Source organism: Amycolatopsis sp. A1MSW2902, from assembly GCF_017312175.1.
GTDB lineage: Bacteria > Actinomycetota > Actinomycetes > Mycobacteriales > Pseudonocardiaceae > Amycolatopsis > Amycolatopsis nivea.
Map to the genome: position 1 here is coordinate 3,620,302 of NZ_QJPO01000001.1, position 21,800 is coordinate 3,642,101.

Annotated in this window: 19 protein-coding genes; 9 read left to right on the forward strand and 10 right to left on the reverse strand. The window is 68.1% G+C overall.

What is annotated here, in order from left to right:
* Positions 1-28: 28 nt before the first annotated feature.
* Positions 29-1,198 (reverse strand): CaiB/BaiF CoA transferase family protein, encoded by a 1,170-nt coding sequence (locus tag DMP23_RS16615; RefSeq protein ID WP_337821603.1) that lies wholly within the window; start codon positions 1,196-1,198, stop codon positions 29-31.
* Positions 1,199-1,372: 174 nt separating this feature from the next.
* Between DMP23_RS16615 and DMP23_RS16620 the strand changes: the two genes are divergently transcribed.
* Genes DMP23_RS16620 through DMP23_RS16630 form a run of 3 tightly spaced genes read left to right on the forward strand, consistent with a single transcriptional unit; the run spans position 1,373 to position 4,973 of the window.
* Positions 1,373-1,849, forward strand: coding sequence for a MaoC family dehydratase (locus tag DMP23_RS16620; protein WP_134662885.1), 477 nt, complete (start codon positions 1,373-1,375; stop codon positions 1,847-1,849).
* Positions 1,850-1,866: 17 nt separating this feature from the next.
* Positions 1,867-3,816: an AMP-binding protein gene (locus tag DMP23_RS16625; RefSeq protein WP_337821604.1), complete on the forward strand. Its 1,950-nt coding sequence runs from the start codon at positions 1,867-1,869 to the stop codon at positions 3,814-3,816.
* Entirely contained in the window at positions 3,813-4,973 is a 1,161-nt protein-coding gene (locus tag DMP23_RS16630; RefSeq protein ID WP_337821605.1) for an acyl-CoA dehydrogenase family protein, read from the forward strand. The genes DMP23_RS16625 and DMP23_RS16630 overlap by 4 nt, the downstream gene beginning before the upstream one ends.
* Positions 4,974-5,115: 142 nt before the next feature.
* Here DMP23_RS16630 and DMP23_RS16635 read toward each other — a convergent pair whose 3' ends face one another.
* Positions 5,116-6,456, reverse strand: coding sequence for an MFS transporter (locus DMP23_RS16635; protein WP_337821606.1), 1,341 nt, complete (start codon positions 6,454-6,456; stop codon positions 5,116-5,118).
* A 321-nt stretch (positions 6,457-6,777) separates the two neighbouring features.
* Between DMP23_RS16635 and DMP23_RS16640 the strand changes: the two genes are divergently transcribed.
* Positions 6,778-7,716: an alpha/beta hydrolase gene (locus DMP23_RS16640; RefSeq protein ID WP_337821607.1), complete on the forward strand. Its 939-nt coding sequence runs from the start codon at positions 6,778-6,780 to the stop codon at positions 7,714-7,716.
* Between the two features lie 417 nt (positions 7,717-8,133).
* Here DMP23_RS16640 and DMP23_RS16645 read toward each other — a convergent pair whose 3' ends face one another.
* The gene (locus tag DMP23_RS16645) at positions 8,134-8,781 is read right to left on the reverse strand and encodes a DUF2637 domain-containing protein (protein ID WP_337824406.1); all 648 of its coding nucleotides are present in this window, start codon (positions 8,779-8,781) and stop codon (positions 8,134-8,136) included.
* Positions 8,782-9,499: 718 nt separating this feature from the next.
* Between DMP23_RS16645 and DMP23_RS16650 the strand changes: the two genes are divergently transcribed.
* Entirely contained in the window at positions 9,500-10,396 is an 897-nt protein-coding gene (locus DMP23_RS16650) for a LysR family transcriptional regulator (protein ID WP_337821608.1), read from the forward strand.
* A 100-nt stretch (positions 10,397-10,496) separates the two neighbouring features.
* On the opposite strand, the gene DMP23_RS16655 is transcribed toward DMP23_RS16650, so the two are convergent.
* The 4 genes from DMP23_RS16655 to DMP23_RS16670 all read right to left on the reverse strand — a co-directional run bounded on the left by DMP23_RS16655 (position 10,497) and on the right by DMP23_RS16670 (position 14,340).
* Positions 10,497-11,345, reverse strand: a complete 849-nt coding sequence (locus tag DMP23_RS16655) for an aldo/keto reductase (protein WP_337821609.1) — start codon at positions 11,343-11,345, stop codon at positions 10,497-10,499.
* Positions 11,338-12,243 (reverse strand): DMT family transporter, encoded by a 906-nt coding sequence (locus tag DMP23_RS16660; RefSeq protein WP_337821610.1) that lies wholly within the window; start codon positions 12,241-12,243, stop codon positions 11,338-11,340. The genes DMP23_RS16655 and DMP23_RS16660 overlap by 8 nt, the downstream gene beginning before the upstream one ends.
* A gap of 208 nt (positions 12,244-12,451) precedes the next feature.
* On the reverse strand, positions 12,452-12,985 hold the full coding sequence (locus tag DMP23_RS16665; protein ID WP_337821611.1) for an aminotransferase class IV: 534 nt from the start codon (positions 12,983-12,985) through the stop codon (positions 12,452-12,454).
* Between the two features lie 464 nt (positions 12,986-13,449).
* Complete coding sequence (locus DMP23_RS16670; RefSeq protein WP_337821612.1) at positions 13,450-14,340, reverse strand: LysR family transcriptional regulator; 891 nt, start codon at positions 14,338-14,340, stop codon at positions 13,450-13,452.
* Between the two features lie 309 nt (positions 14,341-14,649).
* On the opposite strand from DMP23_RS16670, the gene DMP23_RS16675 reads away from it, so the two are divergent.
* The gene (locus tag DMP23_RS16675) at positions 14,650-16,203 is read left to right on the forward strand and encodes a flavin-containing monooxygenase (RefSeq protein ID WP_337821613.1); all 1,554 of its coding nucleotides are present in this window, start codon (positions 14,650-14,652) and stop codon (positions 16,201-16,203) included.
* Positions 16,204-16,379: 176 nt separating this feature from the next.
* Entirely contained in the window at positions 16,380-17,135 is a 756-nt protein-coding gene (locus DMP23_RS16680; RefSeq protein ID WP_337821614.1) for a class I SAM-dependent methyltransferase, read from the forward strand.
* A gap of 424 nt (positions 17,136-17,559) precedes the next feature.
* Here the strand turns inward: DMP23_RS16680 and DMP23_RS16685 are convergent, their stop codons facing one another.
* On the reverse strand, positions 17,560-17,991 hold the full coding sequence (locus tag DMP23_RS16685) for a hypothetical protein (RefSeq protein ID WP_337821615.1): 432 nt from the start codon (positions 17,989-17,991) through the stop codon (positions 17,560-17,562).
* Positions 17,992-18,542: 551 nt separating this feature from the next.
* Here DMP23_RS16685 and DMP23_RS16690 point away from each other — a divergent pair.
* Complete coding sequence (locus DMP23_RS16690) at positions 18,543-19,376, forward strand: transposase family protein (RefSeq protein ID WP_337820148.1); 834 nt, start codon at positions 18,543-18,545, stop codon at positions 19,374-19,376.
* A gap of 72 nt (positions 19,377-19,448) precedes the next feature.
* Here DMP23_RS16690 and DMP23_RS16695 read toward each other — a convergent pair whose 3' ends face one another.
* The gene (locus DMP23_RS16695) at positions 19,449-19,868 is read right to left on the reverse strand and encodes a barstar family protein (RefSeq protein ID WP_337821616.1); all 420 of its coding nucleotides are present in this window, start codon (positions 19,866-19,868) and stop codon (positions 19,449-19,451) included.
* A 29-nt stretch (positions 19,869-19,897) separates the two neighbouring features.
* Positions 19,898-20,554: a cutinase family protein gene (locus DMP23_RS16700; RefSeq protein ID WP_337821617.1), complete on the reverse strand. Its 657-nt coding sequence runs from the start codon at positions 20,552-20,554 to the stop codon at positions 19,898-19,900.
* Between the two features lie 151 nt (positions 20,555-20,705).
* Here DMP23_RS16700 and DMP23_RS16705 point away from each other — a divergent pair, with 151 nt between their 5' ends.
* A complete protein-coding gene (locus tag DMP23_RS16705) occupies positions 20,706-21,722 on the forward strand; it encodes a helix-turn-helix domain-containing protein (RefSeq protein WP_337821618.1) in 1,017 nt (338 codons plus the stop codon).
* Positions 21,723-21,800: the final 78 nt, after the last annotated feature.

The following is a 21,800-nucleotide window of genomic DNA, read 5'->3' on the forward strand; positions in this document are numbered from 1 at the left end:
AAGCTGGACGGCCCTTTTTCGTTCGGCTTCAGGAAGCGACCACCACGCCGGAAGCGATCAGCTCCTCGATGCGGGCGTTGTCGTAGACCTCGGCTAGCACTTCCCGCGAGTTTTCGCCGATGCGCGGGGCGCTCCCGCCTCGATCCGGCCGGACGCCGCCGAATCGCCACGGCGGGCGCAGCAGGGAAATCCCGTCCGGGCCGGGTTCGAACAGTTCGAGCCAGTCCACCTGGGGGTGTTTCGCGTAGCCGGACATGGTGAGCACCGGCGCGAACGGCACGTCGTGCTCGGTGAGGATCTGAGCCCATTCGTCGGCGGTCTTCTCCTTGAAGACCGCCTCGACGATGGGCACGAGCTCGAAGTAGTTCCGCTGGCGTTCGGCGAAGAGCGAGAACCGCGGGTCCTGTTTGAGTTCCGGCTTGCCCATCGCGTCGCACAGGTGCTGCCAAAACTTCTGCGACGACGACAAGTGCACCGCGATGTCCTCGCCGGACGCGGTGTGCAGGCAGAAGTTCTGCGCCTGCGGATGGCGGCTTTCGCGACTGGGGTCCTGGCCGGTCTCGAAGGACTGGGTCATCGCGTCGACGGTCAGCGTGCTGACGGCTTCCATGAGCGATGTTTCGAGTCGCTGGCCGCCGCCGAGATTGGCGCGCCCGACCAGCGCCGCCAGCACACCCATCGCGGTGGTCAGGCCGGTGATGAGGTCCACGAGGATGGTGCCGGACAACTGGGCGCGCCCGGCGTCGCCGAGGATCGAGTAGATCCCGCCGAAGGACTGGCCGATGGTGTCGTACGCGGGCCGGTCGCGCAGCGGGCCGCCGTCGCCGAACCCGGTGATCGAGCCGTAGACGAGGTTCGGGTTGAGCTTCGCGCACACATCGGGGCCGAGGCCGAGCGCGGCCATCTTGCCCGGCCGCATGTTCTCCAGCGCCACGTCGTAATGGGGGATGAGCGCTTTGACGATCTCGACGCCTTCGGGTTTCTTGAGATCGACGCTGAGGCTGCGCTTGCCCGCGTTGTACTGGACGAAGAACGGGCTCTTGTCGTCGAGATGCCGGCGGAAGTCGTCGCCGTCGCCGGTTTTCTCGACCTTGACCACGTCCGCGCCGAGCGCGCTGAGCACGGCGCCCCCGTAGGGCATCGAGATGTAGCCGCCGATTTCCAGGACGCGGATGCCGGAGAGCGGTTTGTGCTGCACGCTGGATGACCTCTCTTCGTCGAGAAAGGCGCGCCGGGACGCCCGCGCGCCGCGTCGAGCCTAGCCAGTCGGAACCGTTGTAGCAACATTATATATTGTGTAACCTCCAGGTGAGGAGGTGGCGACGCCGGATCCGGCAGCCGTCCCGCACGGAAAGCAGAGTGAGGAATTCCCATGGCAGGCCTGTATTTCGAGGAGTTCGAACCGGGGATGGTCATCGACCACCCGACCCGCCGCACTGTCACCGAGGCGGACAACACGCTGTTCAGCGTCATGACGCTCAATCTGGCTCCGCTGCATCTGGACGCGGAGTACAGCAAGGACAGCATTTACGGCCAGCGGCTGGTGAACAGCCTGTTCATTCTCGGCCTGGTGTCCGGGGTGACGGTGCCGGAGACGACCCAGGGGACGACGTTGGGCAACCTGGGCTTCGAGAAGATCACCTTCCCGAAGCCGGTGTTCCACGGCGACACGATCCACGTGCGGACCGAGATCGTCAGCAAGCGTGAGTCGAAGAGCCGCGGCGATTCCGGCATCGTGATGTTCCGCCACCTCGGCATCAACCAGCGCGACGAGATCGTGTGCGACGCCCTGCGCGCGGGCCTGATGCTGAAGCGGTCCGCCGCCGAGGCGTCCGCCGCGCAGAGCTGAGCGGGAAGGGACCGGACATGGCCGAGGACGAGACGGGCTTCGCCTGGGTGCCGCCGGAAGAGGTGCGGGACCGCAGCCGCTACCTCGCCGCGGTGCGGAAGTGGGGCCTGCCCGGAGACGCGGATGGCGTGTCCGAGGCGAACCGGCGGGCGATCGCCGACCCGGAGTGGTTCTGGCGCGCCGTCGTCGAGGACCTGGACGTCGCCTTCGCGGAGCCGTTCGAGCGGGTGCTCGACGAGTCCGAGGGGAAACCGTTCCCTCGCTGGTTCGCCGGGGGCCGGGTCAACGTCGCCGAACTGTGCGCGCACCGGCATGCCCGCGGCGAACTCGCCGGCAAGACCGCCGTGGTCTACGAAGGCGATTCCGGGCAGCGGCGCACGCTGACCTTCGGCGAGCTGGACGAGCAGGTCCGCCGGTTCGCGGCGAACCTGGCCGCGCTCGGCGTCGCCCGGGGCGATCGCGTCGTGCTGTACATGCCTGTGGTGCCCGAGGCGGTCGTGGCGTTCCTGGCGATCGCCATGCTCGGCGCGATCGCGGTGCCGACGTTCAGCGGATACGCGGCGGACGCGCTCGCCACCCGGCTGCAGGATTCCGAGGCAGTCGCGCTGGTCACCGCGGACGGGACGACCCGGCGCGGCAAGGAAGTCCCGCTGAAGGCGACCGCGGACGCGGCACTGGCGGACGCGCCGTCGGTGCGCACGGTCGTGGTGGTCCGCCACCTCGGCATCGACGTGCCGATGACGGCCGGGAGGGACACCTACCTCGATGAGCTGGCTGCTTCGCCCGCGCCGGTCGAAACCGCGCAGACGGAGGCGAACGATCCGCTCACCGTCGTCTACACGTCGGGTACGACCGGCAGGCCGAAGGGGATCGTGCACTCCCACGGCGGGTTCGCGGTGAAGACCGCGGTCGATTTCGCCTACGGCTTCGACGTGCACGCCGACGACGTGGTCTGCTGGATCACCGACCTCGGCTGGCTGGTCGGGCCGATGCTGATGACCGGCCCGCTGCAGCTCGGCGCGACCATCGTGATGATCGAGGGCCTTCCGACGCATCCCACGCCGGACCGGATGTGGGACGTGGTCGAGCGCAACGGCGTGACCGTGCAAGGCATCGCGCCCACCGCGGCGCGCGCGTTGCGTGCCGCGCACGAAAAGCCCCGGCACGAGCTGTCCACTCTGCGCTCGTTCGTCTCCACCGGCGAAGCCTGGGACGAGCCGACCTGGTGGTGGCTGTTCGACGAGGTCGGCAAGCGCCGGGTGCCGATCGTCAACTACAGCGGCGGCACCGAGGTCGGCGGCGGATTGCTGATCGGCTACCCGTTCCTGCCCGCCGAGGCGGCCGCGTTCACCGGACCGCTGCCCGGGGTGGACGCGACGGTGCTCGACGACGAAGGCCGGCCGGTGGCCGGCGCGATCGGCGAGCTGGCCGTGCGCAACACTTTCCCCGGCATGACGCACGCGTTCTGGCACGACCGCGAGCGCTATCTCGAGACCTATTGGGCCCGGTTCCCGGACGTGTGGGTGCACGGCGATCTGTCCAGTGTGGACGAACGCGGGCAGTGGCGGATCCACGGCCGGTCCGACGACACGCTCAAGCTGGCCGGCCGCCGCGTCGGACCCGCGGAGATCGAGGCAGCGCTGCTGCGGGACAAGCGGATCGCCGAGGTCGCCGTGATCGGCGCGCCGGACGAACTGCGCGGCCAGCGCGCGGTGGCGTTCGCGGTGCTGCGCACTGCCGGTCCGGAACCCGAAGATCTGCGCGAGGTCGCGCTGGAGAACGCGGGGAAGTCGTTCGCCCCGGAGGTCTACGTCGTGCCGACGCTGCCCAAGACCAAGAACGGCAAGATCATGCGGCGCGCCATCCGGGCGCGGTTCGTCGGGGCGCCGGTCGGCGACCTGTCGTCGCTGGACCCGGCCACGCCGCTGGAAGACATCCCGGTACTCGCGGAGGAGAACGCGCAATGACCGACCCGGAAAGCAATGTCGAGATCGTCCGGAAGGCGACGCGGGAGCTGGCCCGCAAGTTCGACCACGACTACTGGCTGGACAAGGACCGCAATCACGAATACCCGTGGGAGTTCGTGAAGGCGTTCGCGGCGGGCGGCTGGCTGGGCGCGATGATCCCGGAGGAGTACGGCGGCATCGGTCTCGGCCTGGAAGAGGCCGCCGTGATGATGGGCGAGATCTCCGCATCCGGAGCCGGGATGGCCGGTGGTTCGGCGATCCATTTCTACGTGTTCCCGCCCGCTCCTTTGGTGAAGTACGGCTCGGAGGAGCTGAAGCGCGAGTACCTGCCGCAGCTGGCGGCGGGCGAGCTGCTGATGGCGTTCGGGGTGACCGAGCCCGATGCCGGGGTGGACACGTCGCGGATCAAGACGAAGGCGACGAAGGTCGACGGTGGCTGGAAGATCAACGGCAAGAAGGTCTTCATCACCAACGCCCAGAACGCCCAGAAGATCCTCCTGCTCGCGCGCACCTCGCCGCGGCAGGAGGACAAGCCGCTTTACGGGATGTCGCTGTTCTTCGCGGACATGGACCGCGACAAGATCACCGTGCGGGAGATCGAGAAGCTGGGCCGCGCGGCGATCGACACGAACGAGTTGTTTATCGACGACCTGTTCGTGTCCGACGACCGGCTGGTCGGCGAGGTCGACAAGGGGTTCTACTACCTGCTGGACGGGCTGAACCCGGAGCGGATCGTGGTCGGCATGGAGGGCATCGGCCTGGGTCGGGCCGCGCTGGACATCGCCACCGAGTACGCGAAGAACCGGGTGGTGTTCGACCGGCCGATCGGGCAGAACCAGGCCGTGGCGCACCCGCTGGCGGATTCGTGGATCCGGCTGGAAGCCGCGGAGGGCATGGTCATGCGGGCGGCGAGGCTGTTCGACGAGGGCCAGCCGTGCGGCCCGGAAGCTGCCGCGGCGAAATACCTGGGCGCCGAAGGCGGTTTCGAGGCCTGCGACCGGGCGTTCTCCACGCTGGGCGGTTACGCCTACGCGAAGGAGTACCACGTGGAGCGGCTGTGGCGGGAGGTTCGCTTGCTGCGCAACGCGCCGTTCTCGCAGGAGATGGTGCGCAACTACATCTCACAGCAGGTGCTGGGGCTGCCGCGCTCGTACTGAGGCAGGTCGAGGGGCGGGGCTCCCGGTGGATTGCCGGGAGCCCCGCCCTTTTGTGCGTTGAGCGAGCACCGGAGAACCTGCCCATAGCGAACTGGCCGGCAGCCTGCCCCGAAGGCGGACTGCCGGCCAGCGGCCTAGCGGCTCATCCGGCGACGAGTTCGCCCCGGTCCATTTCGTAGTGACGAGTCTCCTTGAGTCCGAGGGTGCACACAGCGCTGATCATGGCCAGCACCGCGAGGAATCCGCCCAGCGCAAGGGATCCGGCGGCCCCGATGATCGGGGCGGCCACTAGCGGCGGGACGGCGCCGCCGAGGATGCCGGCGACGTTGTAGCAGAATCCAGCCGCGGTGTAGCGGTAGCGGGTGATGAACAGTTCCGGCATGAACGCGCTGACCGGACCGAAAACGAGTCCGGCGAAGACCAGCGTCAGGCAGACCCCGACCCCGTAGGAGAACGCGGTCCCGATGTCCAACACCGGGAACAGGGCGAGCGCCCAGGCCACGGAAACGAAGGTGGAGACGAGGATGACCCGTCGCCGGCCGAACCGGTCAGAGAGCACTGCGCCGAGAATCATCGAGATGCACCACACGACGCCGGCGAGCACACCGATTGAGAGCACGGTGGTCTTGGCCAGGTGCAGGTGTGCGGTCCCGTAGGAGGCGAGGAAGCTGCCGCTGAGGTAGAAGAAGGCGAAGACCATGACCAGCACTCCGGAGCCGAACAGCATCTGGCGCGGCTGGTTGCGGAACGCCTCGGCGAGCGGGGCGGACGAGGTGCCGGACCGGCTGGTTTCGCGGCGGAACACGGGCGACTCTTCGATCTTCAACCGCACGACGAGTCCGACGGCGATCAGCACGACGCTGGCTACGAACGGGATGCGCCAGCCGTAGCTGATGAAGTCGTCGTTGCTCATGGTGAGGCCGGCGATCAGGAACGTGAGGTTGGCCAGCACGACCGCGACCGCGCCGCCGAGGGAGCCGAACATCGAGTAGAAGCCGCGTTTGGCCTTGGGCGCGCTTTCCGCCGCGAGCAGGGTCGCGCCCGCCCATTCGCCGCCGACCGCGAGGCCTTGCAGGATGCGCAGCAGTAAGACCAGCAAGGGAGCGGCAATGCCGATCTGGCCCGCGGTCGGCATCAGTCCGATGAGAACGGTGGAGAGCCCCATCAGGAAAAGCGTGGTGATCAAAGTCTTCTTGCGGCCGACCCGGTCGCCGAAGTGTCCGAACAGGATCGCGCCGAGCGGCCGCCCGAGGAACGCGACGCCTTGGGTCGCGAACGCGGCCACGGTGCCCGCAGCCGGTCCGAGGGCGGGGAAGAACACGTGCGGGAACACCAGCGCGGAGGCGGTTCCGTAGATCAGGAAGTCGTAGTACTCGATCACAGTCCCGGTACTGCTGGCGATCGCGATGCGGCGCATGTCCTTCTTGGACGCCGTGACGGCGGGAGGCGGCTCGACGCTGGCGGTCTGCTGAGGCTGGTCCATAGCTCTTCCTTGAGGGGGCCGAGTGTCAGTCAGAAGTAAAATATAAAATGCAGAGTCCTACTCTCTGTGTCGCGGGCGCGCGTGTCAACCGGCCCGGCGGGATTCAGCGAAAGGCGCTGTTCGAGGTAGTTTTTCGCGAGGTGCGCACCAGTGCGGAAAAGCGTGACCTGGTTGTTGCCGGGGACGCAGGGCCGTGGGCTCTCGCGCGGTTCCTGGGAGAGATCCTTCCTAGGAAAGAACCCGAACTGGTACGGCTCCGTGCCATGGGCGAGTGTGGAAGTCAGACCGGGGAAACGCCCCGGGCCTGACCGAGGAGGCTTCGTGGCTACCGTCGAGCACGTCAAGTTCCGCAACCGCGACATGTACTGGGACATCGCCGCGGATCTGCACTTCCCGCCGGACTTCGACGAGTCCAAGACCTATCCCGCGATCGTCGTGGCCCACCCGATCGGCAGCTGCAAGGAGCAGACTTCCGGCAACGTCTACGCCCCTGCGCTCGCGGAGGCTGGGCACGTGGTCATCGCGTTCGACGCCAGCTTCCAGGGCGCGAGCGGCGGCGAACCGCGCTTCCTCGAAGACCCCGCCCAGCGCGTCCAGGACTTCAGCCGCGTCGTCGACTACCTGGTGACCCTGTCCTACGTCGACGCCGACCGGATCGGCGTGCTCGGCATCTGCGGAGGCGGCGGCTACACCCTCGCGGCAGCCAAGACCGAGAAACGCTTCAAGACGGTGGTGTCCGTCACCGGCGCCAACTTTGGCCGGCTGCAGCGGGAAATGGCGGGCCAGAACGGCGGCGTTCTCCAGTCGCTGGCGACAATCGGCCAGCAGCGCACCGCGGAGGCGCGCGGCGAGCAGAGCGCGGTCACCGGATTCCTGCCCGAGACGGCCGAGGCCGCGCAGGAGACCGGCGACATCGACATCATCGAAGCCTTCGAGTACTACCGCACCGACCGCGGCCAGGCAGACCACGGCTGTGTCCTGTTCGAAGCCGCGCACGGCACGGCCGCGCTGGGTTGGGACGCATTCCATCTGGCCGAGGAGTTGCTCGACCAGCCGCTGCTGATCGTGATCGGCGACAAGAACAAGCAGGGCGCATTCGGTGCCTACCGCGACGGCCACGAGATCTACAAACGGGCCGCGTCCGCCGACAAAACTCTCCTTGAGCTTGACGGCGCTTCGCACTACGACCTGTACGACCGTCCGAACGGAGCTGGCGAGGCGTTGAAGACGATCGTGCCGTTCTTCGCCGACAAGCTCTGATCATCCGATGAGAGGCGGTCCAATCGCTGGCGGGTTCGACTCGTCGTTGGTGCTGCCCAACGGGCCTGGCCTCGTCGATCGGGTGGTGCCAGCGGCCTGCCCGGCTGGCGGAGCCGTCCCTGCATCTGACGGAAACCACTGAGTTCGAGATCGCGGCGTGCCGTCGGAGACTCAACGGCTTCCGGAGACCGTCTGCCCAGACCGCGGCACGAGGGTCACGCGGCGACAGAACGCGAACTGGTCGAGCCAGCTAAACCCGTCACGAGGGGTCGAGGGCGACACGTTTGCAGGCTCGGCCCGGTACCGCCGTACGTTCGAGAGGTGGCGAGCCGGGCCCGCGACGGCCGTTCAGCTGGCAACCAGGAGCACGTCTTCTCCGTCGCCGGCCGCGACTTCTGCTTCCATCAAGCGGCCCGATCACCGCCACCTGCGAAGGACACGACGCCCATAGTTGTGGGTCCCCGCCACTCTGTCCAGTTCGGCCCCGCTCGGCGAGCGTCCCGCGGCGACTTGCTCCGCGTAGTAGGCCCACATCCGTTGCTCCGCCGTCACAGCAGGTTCGCCGAGACAGGTCGAGATCGTTTCGCCCTCAGCCGAGACTGGCTCGGTCTCGCAGCCTCCGACCGGAACCGCGGTCTCGTCCTGCTCGGCCGCGGTCACGGTGGCTTGCTTCAACGCCCGGTTCAGCAGCTCCACCGCGAATAACAGCGCTATCGGCGGGCACGCGGCGACCACCACCTGCAATGGGCTCTGTACCGGAGCAGACCCGATGTTCGCCAGCAGCGACAGCGCGATCCCGAACACGAATGCCGACCACGCCACCCACCGGCCATGGTCCTGTCCGGCCCGGCGTCGCTTCCACAACTCGACCGTCGCGATCGTCAGCAACCCGTCCACCAGCAACGGCCAGATCGACGCAGTCGAAGCATCCGCACCGAACCGGACAGCGAACTCACGGCCGTGGCGGTACGACGCATACGCCGCCCCCACCGCGACCAGGCCCGTGCAACCGCACTGCACCCACAGAGCAAGGTTCGGAGCAGCCTTCCCGCGCGATTCTCTCATCACGACGCCACCCCCGCCGCATGATCGAATCGCAGCGGCAACGGCCGTCCGGAGCGGCACGAACCCGGCACCACGAACCGGCAGGTGCGAGCCCGAGGGGAGCCCGAGCGTGCGAAAAGACGGCGACAAACCGCGGCATCACCCGACACTCGGCACGCGCACACAGCGAGGTAAACGGCACCGACCGACATCATTCGGCACCGTCCGAAACTCGCCCAAAACGACTTTTACCCGGCGGGTTCAGGGTTCAAATCCCTGGCGGCCCACTCTCGAACCCCACGTCACCGGGCCTGGTGACGTGGGGTTTTGCGCTGTCCGCGCGAGTTTCTCCCTGGCTTGGACTGTCCATTGTGGTCTGATGTGAGCCCGAGGGGAGCCCGAGAGTGCACGGCGGCCCGCCGGGGGATCGCCGAGGCGACCTTGATCGACAAGTGGCGGAGGATGTGCTGGATCACCTTCATGTCCGTATCCAGGGCAGGCTGCGGCGGGGTGGCAGTATTCGGGGCATGCGCAGCTATCGAGGCAGCGAACCCCGCGGCGCGGACCGTCGGCGGTCCCTTTCCGGCGTCGAATCGGACAACTGAACACGGTGTTCTTCCGGCGGTTCCGCGGCGGCGGACGCGTGCATTCGGGGGAATAGTTTCCTGCGGTCAGCGAAAATCGCCTCGATGGCCCGAGAAACCCTCGCCGGAAAGGCGATTTCCCTATACTGGTGCGCATGCACGATCTTGCGCAGCTGCGCGCCCTGCACGCAGTCGCCCGCAACGGATCCATCAGCGGGGCCGCGGATGCCCTGCACGTCACCATCTCCGCGGTTTCGCAGCGGCTGGCGAAACTCGAGCGCGAGGTGGGCCAGCCGCTGCTCGAACGGCACGGCCGGAGCGTGCGCTTGACCGATTCCGCGCGGCTGCTGGTGGGGTACATCGAACAGATTCTGCTGTTGCTGGGCGAGGCCGAGGCATCGCTGGAAGGACAGAAAGGCGCGGTCGCCGGAACGCTGTCCATCGCCGCATTCCCGACCGCCGCGCGAGGCCTGGTTTCGGGCACGCTGCGCGGCCTGCGGGAGGATTATCCGAATCTGCGCGTCGAGTTCACCGAACTCGAGCCGGAGGAGTCCTTGCCGAGGGTCGTCCGCGGCGACGTCGACATCGCGGTGGTGCAGGACTGGTTCACTTCGCCGCTGCAGATTCCCGACGTGCTGATGAAAGAGCATCTGCTGGACGACGTCACCGATGTCGCGCTGCCCGCCGGGCATCCGCTGGCCGACCGCGAGACGGTCGACCTCAGCGAGCTGGCGAACGACCCTTGGGTCACCTGGTCGGTCGGGCAGATGTGCCACAACTGGCTGCTCGACACGATCCGCGAGCACGGCGTTCAGCCGCGGATCGCGCACACCGCCGCCGAGTACGCGACACAGCTGGCGCTGGTGGCCGGGGGCAACGGCGTCGCGATGATTCCGCGCCTGGGCCGGGACAGCACCCCGTCCGGGGTCCGGATCGTGCGGGTCGAACCGGTGCTGAGCCGGCAGGTTTTCGCCTTGTGGCGCAACGAGGCGGTCCGTCGGCCGGCGATCCGCGCGGCCGTCGAGGCACTGGCGACCGCGGCCGGCCAGTGACCGCCGGCCGAACCCCCGCCGGCGAGCGCGGCGGCGGCGCGAGGAAACAGACCGTGGAACCGGGCCGGCCGAGCGACGCCGGCCGGCCCAGGGAACGGGGCTAGGCCGGCGGCGCGATCGCAGACAGCGCGGCGAACTGCTCGTCGGCGAGCTCCAGGGCCGACGCGGCGTGGTTCTCCTCAAGGTGCTTGATCGACGAAGTCCCCGGAATCGGGATGACGACCGAGGAACGCCGGTACAGCCAGGCGAGCGCCACCTGCGACGGGGTCGCGCCGAGTTCCTTCGCGATCGACGCGAGCGGACCCTTGGCCGAGGCCAAGTCGCCCTTCGCGACCGGGTGCCACGGAATGAACGCGATGCTCTCACGTTCGCAGTAGTCGAGCACCGCTTCGTGCTGACGCTCCGCCGCGTTGTAGAGATTCTGCACGCTCGCCACCTTGATCTGCGTGCGCGCCTCCTCGATCTGCGCGACCGTCACCTCGGAAAGGCCGATGTGCCGGATCTTGCCCTCGTCCTGCAGCTCCTTGAGGACGCCGAACTGCTCGGAAGCGGGCACCTGCGGGTCGATGCGGTGCAGCTGATACAGGTCGAACCGGTCCAGCTTGAGCCGGCGCAGGCTGAGTTCTGCCTGCTGGCGCAGGTATTCCGGGCGGCCCAGCGGCTTCCACTTGCCGGGCCCGGGACGGCTCTGCCCCGCCTTCGTCGCGATGACGACACCGTCGGCGTAGGGGTGCAGCGCGTCGGCGAGCAGCTCTTCGTTGCTGCCCGGACCGTACGCGTCGGCGGTGTCGATGAACGTGATGCCCAGTTCGACCGCGCGGCGGGCCACCTCGATCGCCCCGTCGCGGTCGGCCGGGTCGCCCCACACGTTCGGACCGGTCAGGCGCATGGCGCCGAAGCCGCTCCGGTGCACGGGGAGGTCGCCGCCGATGGCGAAGGTGTCATTCATGGATATCCTTCTCATTTCCTGGTCCAGACCGGCTGGAAGCCGGTTCCGGGCGGCGTTGGGGTTGCGTCGTCGGGCCGGGCGAGCGCTGCACGAGTGCCACGCCCGCCAGCGCGACGGCCATGCCTGCGATCGCGTTCCAGCGGAACGGCTCGGCGAGAAACGCCATGCCGAGCAGCACGGACACGATCGGCAGCAAATAGGTGACGGTGGACGCGACGGTCGAGCCGTCCTCGACCGTCAGCCGGAAGTTGAACAGGTAGGCGACGCCGGTGCAGAGCATGCCGAGGACGGCCATGGCGAGGAACGCGTCCGCGCGCACCGAGACCGGCGAGCTGCCGGTGACCGGGATGGTCAGCGCGGCCAATCCAGTCGCTACCAGCAGTTGCGCGGCGACCATCGCGACCGGCTCGACGCCGGAGCCGGTCAGGAACCGCCTGGTGTAGACGTAACCGATCCCGTAGCAGGCGGCGGGGGCCAGGCACAGCAGCGCGCCGCCGAGCGCGCCACCCGCTTCCCACGGCGAAAAGCAGAGCAGCGTGCCGGCGAAGCCGAGTACCAGCCCGGTTCCGCGCCCGGCGCCGACCGAGGTCTCCTGCCGGACGCCGAGCGCGATCGCCATCGTCCACAAAGGAGTGCTGGCGTTGAGCACGCCGGCCAGGCTCGAATCCACCTGCTGCTCGGCGATGCCGTACAGCAAGTAGGGGACGAAGTTGGCAAAGACCGCGGCGACCGCGATCTTCGCCCAGAGCCGCGAAGACCGGGGCGGGCCGAGCCCGCGCACCCAGCACAGCGCGAGCAGGAACAACGCGCCCAGGCCCAGCCGGACCAGCACGACCTGCCCGGGCGAAAATCCGCGCAGCGCCAGTTTGATCCACAGGAAGCTGGAGCCCCAGAGCAACGCGACGACGGCGAGCCGCGCGAGGCTGGCGCGCTTGATGGTGGCGATGACTGTCCTCCCCGAGATGCCCGCCTTTCCTTCCCCCGTCAGTCTGCCGCGCCGACGCTGCGCGATGTGTGAAACGTTGTGTGGTGAACCTTTCAGTGCCGCTTAAAGCTCGTCTCAGTGGTGCGAAACGCCCGCCGGTCCACGCCTGAAGTCCGGCTGCTCAGGCCGGGCCAGGCATTACGACAGCATTAGGTGAGACAAGCTTCGCCTCGGTCAGCCATTCGTCGTGCCCGCCGGTGCCGCGCACGACGGCCGAGTACCGCTGCTCCAGCAGGCTGGCGACCGGCCCCATCTTCCCGTCGCCGACCCGCAGCCCATCGATGGCGGTGATCGGCAGTACTTCCCACGCGGTGCCGAGGAAGAACAGCTCGTCGGCGAGGTGCAGTTCGCTGCGGTCGATTTCGCGCTCCTCGACCGCGATCCCGGATCCGGCCAGCAGCGTCAGCGCGCTCGCCCGGGTGAGGCCGCCGAGCAGGCCGCTGGTGAGCGACGGCGTCGACACCACGCCGTCTCGCACCATCGCGACGCAGGCGCCGGGGCCTTCGCTCACCTGGTGCCGGTCGTTGAGCAGGATCGGCCAGTCGTGCCCGTTCTCCCTGGCTTCCAGCATGGCGAGCCGGCCGTTGCGATAGTTGGAGAACGCCTTCGCTCTGGGCGGCATCGCGGTCTCGCTGACTCGCAGCCGGGTGCTCACCGCGGCTCGGCGCGTGCGGCCCGGACCCCGGCCACCGAGTCTTCGAAGGTCAGCGCGGACTCCGGTTCGACGCCGGCCCGGTCGAGCGCGACGCGATACAGATCGGGGCCGGCTTGTGCCGGTGCGCGAGTTCGCCGGTGATCAGGAACGCGAACCGCTCCCGGACGCCCAGGCGTTGGTCAAAATGACTTTTACCCGGCGGGGTTCAGGATTCGAATCCCCGGCGGCCCACTCTCGAACCCCACGTCACTGGGCTCGGTGACGTGGAGTTTTGTGCTGTCCGGGCGAGTTTCTCCCGGGCCCGCGCTGGCCATGCGACACGACTCCCGCGCCGACCATGACCCGTGCCAACCACTTGCTGCGCTTCCCCCGAGGACCACTACAGGCCTAGACACTCCGTAGTTTCCCCTGCAGCGCAGGCACTTTCGCGTACTCCGCGTGAAACATCCGGGCTAGTAGTTCGCCTACGTCAGCAGGGCTTGGGCGGACCGGCGAAACGCGGCCACCAGGGGTGCGCTGTCCCCAGCGCGGGTGGCGAGCACCACCTGACCTGGCTCGACCCCGTGCAGCGGGATCGAGGTCAGGTCCGGCCGGGTGCCCTCGCCGCGCAATCCGGCGGGCAGCATGGCGACCGCCTGCCCGGACGCGACCAGTTCGAGTACGTCCTCGATGTGGCTGGCCAGCGGCCCGTCGGGTGTCGGCGCGCCATCGGGACGGGGGTCGACACGCCAGAACGAATCCCACTCAGCAGCGGGCAGTCTCGGCACTGGCTCAGTTGCGATGTCGTCGAGGGTGACTGATTCCCGGTCGCCCAGCCGGTGGGACCGGGCTACGAGCAGCACGCGGGGCTCGTGATGCAGGACGGTGACCTGCAGTCCGTCAGTGTCGAACGGAAGCCGTGTCACGACAGCGTCCACACGGCGGCCGAACAGGGCCGTCCGCACCTCCGCCAACTCGATGTGCAGCGTGCGCACCTCGGCCTCGGGGTGGTGGTGGCGCAGATGTCGTACCGCCGGAGTAATGATCAGCCCGCGCGTATGGCCGACGGTGAGCTGACTCGGCACTGCGGCCGCACGGGCGTCCGCCGCGGCCATCGCGGCGATCGCCAGCAATTGTCTGGCATGGGGCAGGAACGCGGCCCCGGCGGGAGTCAGGCGGGTGCCCTGCCGGTCGCGGTCGAACAGCCGAACTCCGACACGCTGCTCAAGGGTCCGGATCTGACGGCTCAGGGTCGGCTGGGTGATGTGCAGCAGTGCCGCGGCACGGGCGAAATGCTGCTGCTCGGCGACCACTGTGAAGTAACGAACCAGCCGGAGTTCGAACTCGGCCGACGGCACCGCGTTGGCTGTTTCCACAACACCGCAAGATAGCCCACTCGCGGCCGTGATGCCTGGAATGCATCACGGGATGCGAAACAAGCCTTGGACGCGCCCCCTGGGCTGAGTGGAGTGTGGGTGCAGACGAGGAGGGCACCATGCGACTTATCTGCGTCGAAGAACACGCTGTCCCCGGAGAGCGGGCGGGCCGCCAAATCCGCGAATGGACCGTGTCCGCGGGCGACCGCGATGATTGCCGAAATGTTCTGAATCGGGCGACGGGGCCGGGGTGAACTGATTCACGCATGCGCGCCAACTGCTTTGTCAGAAATAATGTGGAGCAAAAACATGATTGAGTACCACGAGACCGTCGTCGTCGGTGGCGGTTTTGGCGGAATCTGCGCTGCGCACGGCCTCCTGGAGGAGGACAGGGGCGACTTCGTCATCCTCGAGCGTGCCGGAGAACTGGGCGGGGTATGGCGGGACAATCGCTACCCTAACGCGGCCTGCGACGTCCCGGCACATTTCTACAGCCTCTCGTTCGCGCCGAATCCGACGTGGACGCGCAGCTACGCGCCGTGGGACGAGATCCTCGCCTACATCAACAAAGTGGCCGACGATCTGGGAGTCCGGGACCGTATCCGGTTCAACACCACTCTGGTGTCGGCGAATTGGGACGAGCTCGCCGGTGTGTGGAACCTGCGTACCGCCGAGGGAGCGTCGCTGTCGTGCCGGTTCCTGGTGATGGCAAGCGGTTCGCTCAGCACCGCTCGCGTTCCTGATCTTCCGGGGCGCGAGACGTTCCGCGGCGCGGTGATCCACACGGCGGAATGGGACGAACGAGTTTCCTTGGAAGGCCGGCGCGTGGTGGTAGTCGGTGCGAGCGCCAGTGCCGCGCAGGTTCTCCCTTATGCCGTGGACGTGGCCGAGAGCGTGCTGGCGGTGATCCGCACCCCGCCCTATGTGATGCCGAAGGACGAACAGTTCTACGACGACGAGGCGCAGGCACGGTTCCGGGACGAACCGGAGCGGATGGAAGCTATCCGCCTCGACGCCGAACACAGCTTCAACGTCGAGGCGGAAACACAGGCAGTCATGGACGAGGCCAAGCTCGCCAAGATCGAAGGACAGTGGCGCGACTATATGGAGTCGGAGATCGCCGATGCCGGCCTGCGTGACCTCCTGACACCGTCCTACCGGTTCGGCTGTCGCCGGCCGGTCCTCTCCAGCACGTTCTACCCCGCCCTTGCCGACCCCAGAACCACCGTCTGGTCAGCCGGGATCTCGTCGATGACCGCGACCGGCGTCGTGACCGAGGACGGGCGCGAATGGGACGCCGACGTAGTCGTTCTCGCGACCGGCTTCACCGCGACCGACATGTACGCGGGGATAGAGTTCCACGGCGAATCCGCGCGGTCGCTGAAGGCGGATGCGTGGCGCGAAGCGCCGCATGCGTACAAGGGCACCGTCGTCGCGGCGTTCCCCAACCTCTTCCTCGTGACCGGTCCGCACACCCAGGCGAGCGGGTCCATCATCGCGGTCATCGAGGCGCAGACGAAGATGATCATGGAGTACATCCGGCTCGTCGACGAGAGCGGCGCCGTCTCCGTCCAGCCGTCGCAGAGGGCTCAGGAGAGCTTCAACAAGTGGGTCGACAGCGCGATGGCGGACTCCGTCTGGGAGGCCGGTTCGTGCCACAGCTGGTATCGCCTTGGCATGGCGGGCAAGGTCGTGACCAAATGGCCCGGAAGCCTCGCGAGCTTCCAGAAAATGACCAGCACGATCGATTTGGGAGATCTCGTGCTGAAGTTCGGCAGGCCCGGGGCCCCGACCCCGGTGGCCACGCCGGTCGCGGACGCGCCGGTCGCTGGGGGCAGCGGGACGCTCGTCGACCTGCCGTGACCTGAACCCCGTCCTTTCGAGAAAGAGCCGCCGGATGGCCTCGCCTGCGTTGGGCAACATCCGAGGCAGCACAACGGATCCAAGGTTTACCGACGCCCAATACAGGCGAAAACCATTGGCGCTCGGCTTGCTCCGCTGATGGACTGACGTCCTGCTGCGTGACGGAGGTAGCGGTTGTGACGGATTACGACGTGCTCGCCGAGGTGTACGAATGGCTCATCTCGGATGCGAAGTTGCCGCCGGCCGAGTTCGCTGCGTCGTTCGATGACGTCCTCGGTTTCCTGCCGTCGAACGCTCACGTCCTCGACTGTTCGTGCGGAACCGGACAGTTGGCGGTTGGCCTCGCCGGTCGCGGCATGCAGGTTGTCGCAACTGATGCCAGCGAAGCGATGGTTCGACGGACTGCGGAGTTGGCTGAGGAGTTCGGGGCATCCGTCCGGGCCGTGCAGGCGAGCTGGGAAGAGTTGCCCGATCATTTCGAGGACGGCACGTTCGACATGCTGTTCTGCGTTGGCAACTCGCTGCACCATGCCGAGGGCGCGCGAGGCAGGGGCGCTGCTCTGGAGTCGATGTCACGGCTTCTGCGCCCCGGCGGGCGCTTGGTGCTCACGTCCCGCACGTGGGAACTCGTGCGGGCCAGAGGTTCCCGCCTGGACATCAGTGACCAACTCGTCCGCCGGAACGGTCGCGATGCCGTCGTGATCTACCGCTGGGAGATCGCGCCGCAGTGGGAGGAGGAGCACCGCATCGAGATCGCGATCGCCCAGGTTGATGCGACTGGGTTGGTTGTTGTCCGCTCGGAAATGCTGTCCTGCTGGCCCTATCGGTACGAGGAACTCGAAGTCGAGCTCCACCGGGTCGGACTTCGGACGGAAATGAGCACGTTCGATCTTGAGGCCGAGAACTACATGGTGGTGGCGAGCAAGGTATAGATGCCAGGCTCTCAGTTCCTGGCCGGACACGGTGGCACGTTCGACGACATCATCGCGTCCCTGGTACTGCACTACCTAACCATGATCGGACCAGAGCAATGACCGACTCTTGGACGCGCGGATCGTCGGCGGATACCGGAGGGGTGCTGCTGGCGTCGGCTTCGGGTCATCCGGGCAACGCGGCCTTCTGGTGGCACGACCGCGCTACGTAGAGAGCGCGCGCATATCCTGCTGCACCGGCGATTAGCAGGATTTCGGCTTGGCCAGGCCACGCAAACCGGCAGCGCGACAGCCGGATGCGGCGGCAGGCCGATCGTTCGAGGTCGATCAGTTTCGCGGTCGCGGCGGGCCGGGCCTTCGACTTCGCCGAGCCAGCCGATGAGCCGTGCCTCGGCGATCGGTCCTCGGGCACGGCAAGCGGACCTCAGCGCTGCCGCCGTGCCAGGGCGGTGCGGGCGGTATCGGCACCCCACACGACCGCATACGAACCGGCCACCATCCCGATGGCAACCATCAGCGCTCCCACGCCCCACAGGCCAGAGCGGTCCGCAGAGATCGCTGCCGCAGACCACGCCACCGTGAACACCACGGACATGACCACCACCACAACCCACCGATGCAATCTGATCATCGTCCCGGCCACGGCGAGCACAACCAGACACAGCACGCAGCCAGCGACTTGCCACGGTTCATACGGTCCGGTGCGGTTCCCCGTGACCGGATCGACCTGATAAGTGGTGTCCGATCCCAACCACGACCACCACGTGGCGAATGTCAGGCCTGCCAGCACGACCGCCCCCAGCACCGAGCGCACCCGGTGCGCCGTTGACCCTGTCGCGTCCTGTCTGTGATCCATCCCCACAGTCTTCCTGCCGAGACAACCAAACGACCACCCCCGTCATCGACGTCACACAACGCTGAAGATCCGCGCCATTCAAGCTCGGGCGAGTTGGTGCTTGAGCTTGATGGCGACCGGGACGGGCGGTCGCGCACCAGGTGCGAGTCCTCGGTAAGGAGGTTCGCAGTCTGCTGAAGGCTGAGGGGCCGGCGTGGTTTCTCGTCGACGACGACCGTAGCGCCAAGGGGCTTGCCGGGTCGCCGGACTGGATTCGTCATGAAACCTGCAGATCATGTCGCGCCCCGTCGATGGGAAATGCGATCCGGCTAATGAGAGACACGGCGCCGAGCGGCAATGGGGATTTTTCATCTTGTTGGTGCTGGTTAGGTGGGGTTGACGGGGCTGGTTGTGGTTGTGCTGTAACGGAGTTGCGGGGCGGGCGTGGGCCGGGCGGGAACGCGGCGGAGCCCCCGGATGTTGATCAAGTCGTGACTCAAGAAAAAACGTCCGGGGGCTCCGCTCTCACTGTCTCACAGCAGGTTCTGGCCTCGTATCGCAGCGTGTTGCCGGTGTCGCCGCCCACGATCGCGATGCTGGCCGGGTTGATCGGCCGCCGCCGCCGGGCGATCGGGTCGCGGTGGCGCAAGGCGTCCCCGGCCGAGCAGGCGGTGCTGGTGCTGGCGATGCTGCGCCACGACCAGCGCCTGCTGGACCTGTCCCGCGCCAACGCGGTGTCGGCCGCCACGCTGCGCCGCTGGCTGCTGGAGGCCATCGACCTGCTCGCGGCCCGGGCGCCGCGGCTGGGGCGGGTGCTGCGGCGGCTGGCCGCCCGCGGCGCGGCGGTGGTGCTGGCCGACGGGACCCTGATCCGCACCCGCCGCCGCACCGGCACAGACAATCGCCGCAACTACAGCGGCAAGCACAAACACCACGGCCTCAACGTCCAAGGCCTCACCGACGAACACGGACGGCTGCTGTGGGTCTCGGCCGTGCTGCCGGGCAGGACCGCCGACATCACCGCCGCCCGCCGCCACCGGCTGCGCGACCGCCTCCACGCCCACGGCCTGACCCCCGCCGCGGACAAGGGCTACCAGGGCTGGCACAAAGACGTCCGCGACACCCGCCACTGCCCGGACTGCGGCGGCCCCTGCGCGCAGATCGTGCTCACCCCGTTCAAAGCCGAAACCAACCGGCCGCTCACCGAGCCGCAGAAACAGGCCAACAGCGTGTTCAACGCGATGCGCTGCGCGGTCGAGGGCGGCTTCGCCGCCCTCAAAACCTGGCGCGTCCTCGACAAACTCCGCATCGCACCACGCCACGCCACCACCCTCGTCCGCGCCCTGCTCGTCCTCACCCAGCACGAACAAGCCGTCCGCGACACCGCCCAGCCCACCCCGGCCTGACAACTACCACACCCCGTCAACCCGCCATGAACAGCACAAACCAGGATGAAAAATCCCCAATGGGGCTAGCTGTCAGGCCAGCTCCAGGAAGATGCCGTCCTCGGATTCGCCACCGCCGGGGCCATGCGCGCGGATGATGCCGACGATCTCGTCGAACAGCGTCGGGCCATCGCGACGCTCTGCCGCGGCGATCCGGGCCGCGATGGTCGAACGGTTCGATGGATGGCAGGTGAGGAGGAGCTGGTTCAGCCGCTCGATCGTCGCGTCGTAACCGAGTGCGACACGAGACGCATTCGAGTTGAGCCATCGCAGGATCCAGCCGCGCTCGGGCGTGCCGAAGCCGCCTCGGAGTACGTCGTTGAAGGCGTCGAGATTCCCGTGCCAGGTGTAGTTGTCGAGGAGGCGAGAGAACTCGCGGGTGAATCCGGCGAAGTCGGAGAAGTTGGCTCCGTCGATGACTAGCACGGGAAGGTCGTCGCCACGGCTGGTCATGGTGCCAGCATGTCACGATCCGACCGGACTTACTGGCCGCCGTTGATCCTGGCGGCGGCGAACGCTGCAGCCTCGCCCGCCTTGAGGGAGTAGCTGAGGTGGGCGAGGATGTTCGTCCCGTCCGGGCGGCAGATCGGGTCCCCGGCGGCGCAGAATTCCTTGGTCCGGTCCTGGTATTCGCCGGTGATGTGCTTGCCGAGCTTGGCGATCGGCGGTCCGAAGGTCAGCAGCGCGGCCACCCGGGGCGCGATCTCCGGCGGGAGGGTCGCGACGATGGGGCCGCCGACGAGGGCCCCGTCGCTGCTGATGCCCACGGAGTTCGCCACGACGTTCGCGCCCTGCGAGTAGCCGACGAGCACGAACCGCTGGTTCCCGCACGCGGCGGCCTGGCTGGTGACGTGGTCGACGAGGTCCTGGTTCCCCCGCGAAGCGGAATCGGGCTGCAGACTGGCCGGATACGCGACGGCGTAGGAGCTCACGGACTTCCCGGGAAGGCTGGCTCGCAGGGCGGCGAAGACCGGGCCGCCGACGATCACCCCGAGAGTGCCGGGTTCGCCGGTGCCTCGCGCGACGACGACGTCGACGTCGGTGCAGGCGGCGGCTCCGGCCGGGGGACTGGCGAGGACCGGGATGCCGGTGCTCGCGAGGAGGGCTGCGAACAGGCCGGCGGGACGGGCAAAGCGCATCCGGATCACCTTTTCTCAAGATCGCGACGGTGCGAACGCACGGAGTCTGGCGACGGCGCCGCCCGGCCCGCATCGGCGATTCTGCGCAGGCGCGCAAAAATACGTAGTTTCGACGACGCACCCGGACGATCCCGGCGGCGACGATCCGGACATGCTCACCGAGGAGCCGGCCGCGCAGGCAGTGCTGGACGAGGTCCGCTGGCGGCTGCCGGAGTCCGCGCGGCTGCTCGACCGCGGTGCGACGCGGTTCCTCGCGTTCGTCCTGGGCTGCACGCCGACCGGCGTTGCCCCGTTGGGTGCCGGGGCATTCCGTGCGCTCGGCGCCGCGGAGATGCAGGCAACGGGCGATCTCGACCGGCTGCATCGCGCGCTCACCGCGGGTGCCCGCCGTGCGCTGCCGGTGCTTGTCCGTTCTGCGGACTTCGCCGGAGCCGTCGAACGCTTGCTGGCCGGGGTCGACGCCGTCGCGCGGCTAGCCTCCGAAGGCGCGCGTGCCGCCGCCGCGGGCGATCGCGGGCGTGCCCGGGCACGGCTGCTCGCCGAACTCAGCAAGCCTCGGCCGGCGGCGCTCGACGTGCTTGCCCGGCAGGCGGGCTGGCGGCTCCCGGACACCGTCGTCGCGGTCGCCCTCGACGTCGGTGAGCCGCGAACCGCGGACGGCGTGCTGTGCGACTTGTGCGGGCCGGAACCGTGGGCGGTCCTGCCCGCCGCGGCTCCGGTGCCGGACTTCGGGGTCCGCGCCGCGATCGGCCCCGAGGTCGCCCCGGAGGACACCGCCAGGTCGTTGCGCTGGGCTCGCCGCACCCTGAGCCTGCTTCGCCGCGGCGTGCTCCCGGACACGCGCGCCGTGCGCTGGGACGACCACCTCACCACACACTGGTTGCTCGCCGACGATGTCCTGCGCTCCGCGCTGGAAACGAGCAGCCTCGCGCCGCTCGAAGTCCTCACGCGCACGGCACGGGAACGGGCGGCGGAGACCTTGCTCGCCTTTCTCACCACGAGCGGCAGCGCCCCGGAGATCGCCGGGATCCTGGGCGTGCACCCGCAGACGGTCAGGAACCGCCTCCGGACCCTAACCACGCTCTTCGGCGACCGGCTCCACGATCCGGAGGAGCGGTTCGGACTCGAGATTTCGCTGCGGGCGCGGAAGCTCCGGCCGACCGGGTGACCAGCCGCGCGGAAAGAAGACCAGGCCCGGGAGATCGCGGGCGCCACTCCGTCGCCGAGTCAGTGCACATCCGAAGGT

Bases quoted from the DNA above. Each gene is read 5' to 3' on its own strand.
- DMP23_RS16695 (WP_337821616.1), bottom strand. From the start codon at position 19,868: ATGACCAGCCGTGGCGACGACCTTCCCGTGCTAGTCATCGACGGAGCC.
- DMP23_RS16630 (WP_337821605.1), top strand. From the start codon at position 3,813: ATGACCGACCCGGAAAGCAATGTCGAGATCGTCCGGAAGGCGACGCGG.
- DMP23_RS16625 (WP_337821604.1), top strand. From the start codon at position 1,867: ATGGCCGAGGACGAGACGGGCTTCGCCTGGGTGCCGCCGGAAGAGGTG.
- DMP23_RS16700 (WP_337821617.1), bottom strand. From the start codon at position 20,554: ATGCGCTTTGCCCGTCCCGCCGGCCTGTTCGCAGCCCTCCTCGCGAGC.
- DMP23_RS16675 (WP_337821613.1), top strand. From the start codon at position 14,650: ATGATTGAGTACCACGAGACCGTCGTCGTCGGTGGCGGTTTTGGCGGA.
- DMP23_RS16705 (WP_337821618.1), top strand. From the start codon at position 20,706: ATGCTCACCGAGGAGCCGGCCGCGCAGGCAGTGCTGGACGAGGTCCGC.
- DMP23_RS16645 (WP_337824406.1), bottom strand. From the start codon at position 8,781: ATGAGAGAATCGCGCGGGAAGGCTGCTCCGAACCTTGCTCTGTGGGTG.
- DMP23_RS16685 (WP_337821615.1), bottom strand. From the start codon at position 17,991: ATGGATCACAGACAGGACGCGACAGGGTCAACGGCGCACCGGGTGCGC.
- DMP23_RS16650 (WP_337821608.1), top strand. From the start codon at position 9,500: ATGCACGATCTTGCGCAGCTGCGCGCCCTGCACGCAGTCGCCCGCAAC.
- DMP23_RS16655 (WP_337821609.1), bottom strand. From the start codon at position 11,345: ATGAATGACACCTTCGCCATCGGCGGCGACCTCCCCGTGCACCGGAGC.
- DMP23_RS16620 (WP_134662885.1), top strand. From the start codon at position 1,373: ATGGCAGGCCTGTATTTCGAGGAGTTCGAACCGGGGATGGTCATCGAC.
- DMP23_RS16635 (WP_337821606.1), bottom strand. From the start codon at position 6,456: ATGGACCAGCCTCAGCAGACCGCCAGCGTCGAGCCGCCTCCCGCCGTC.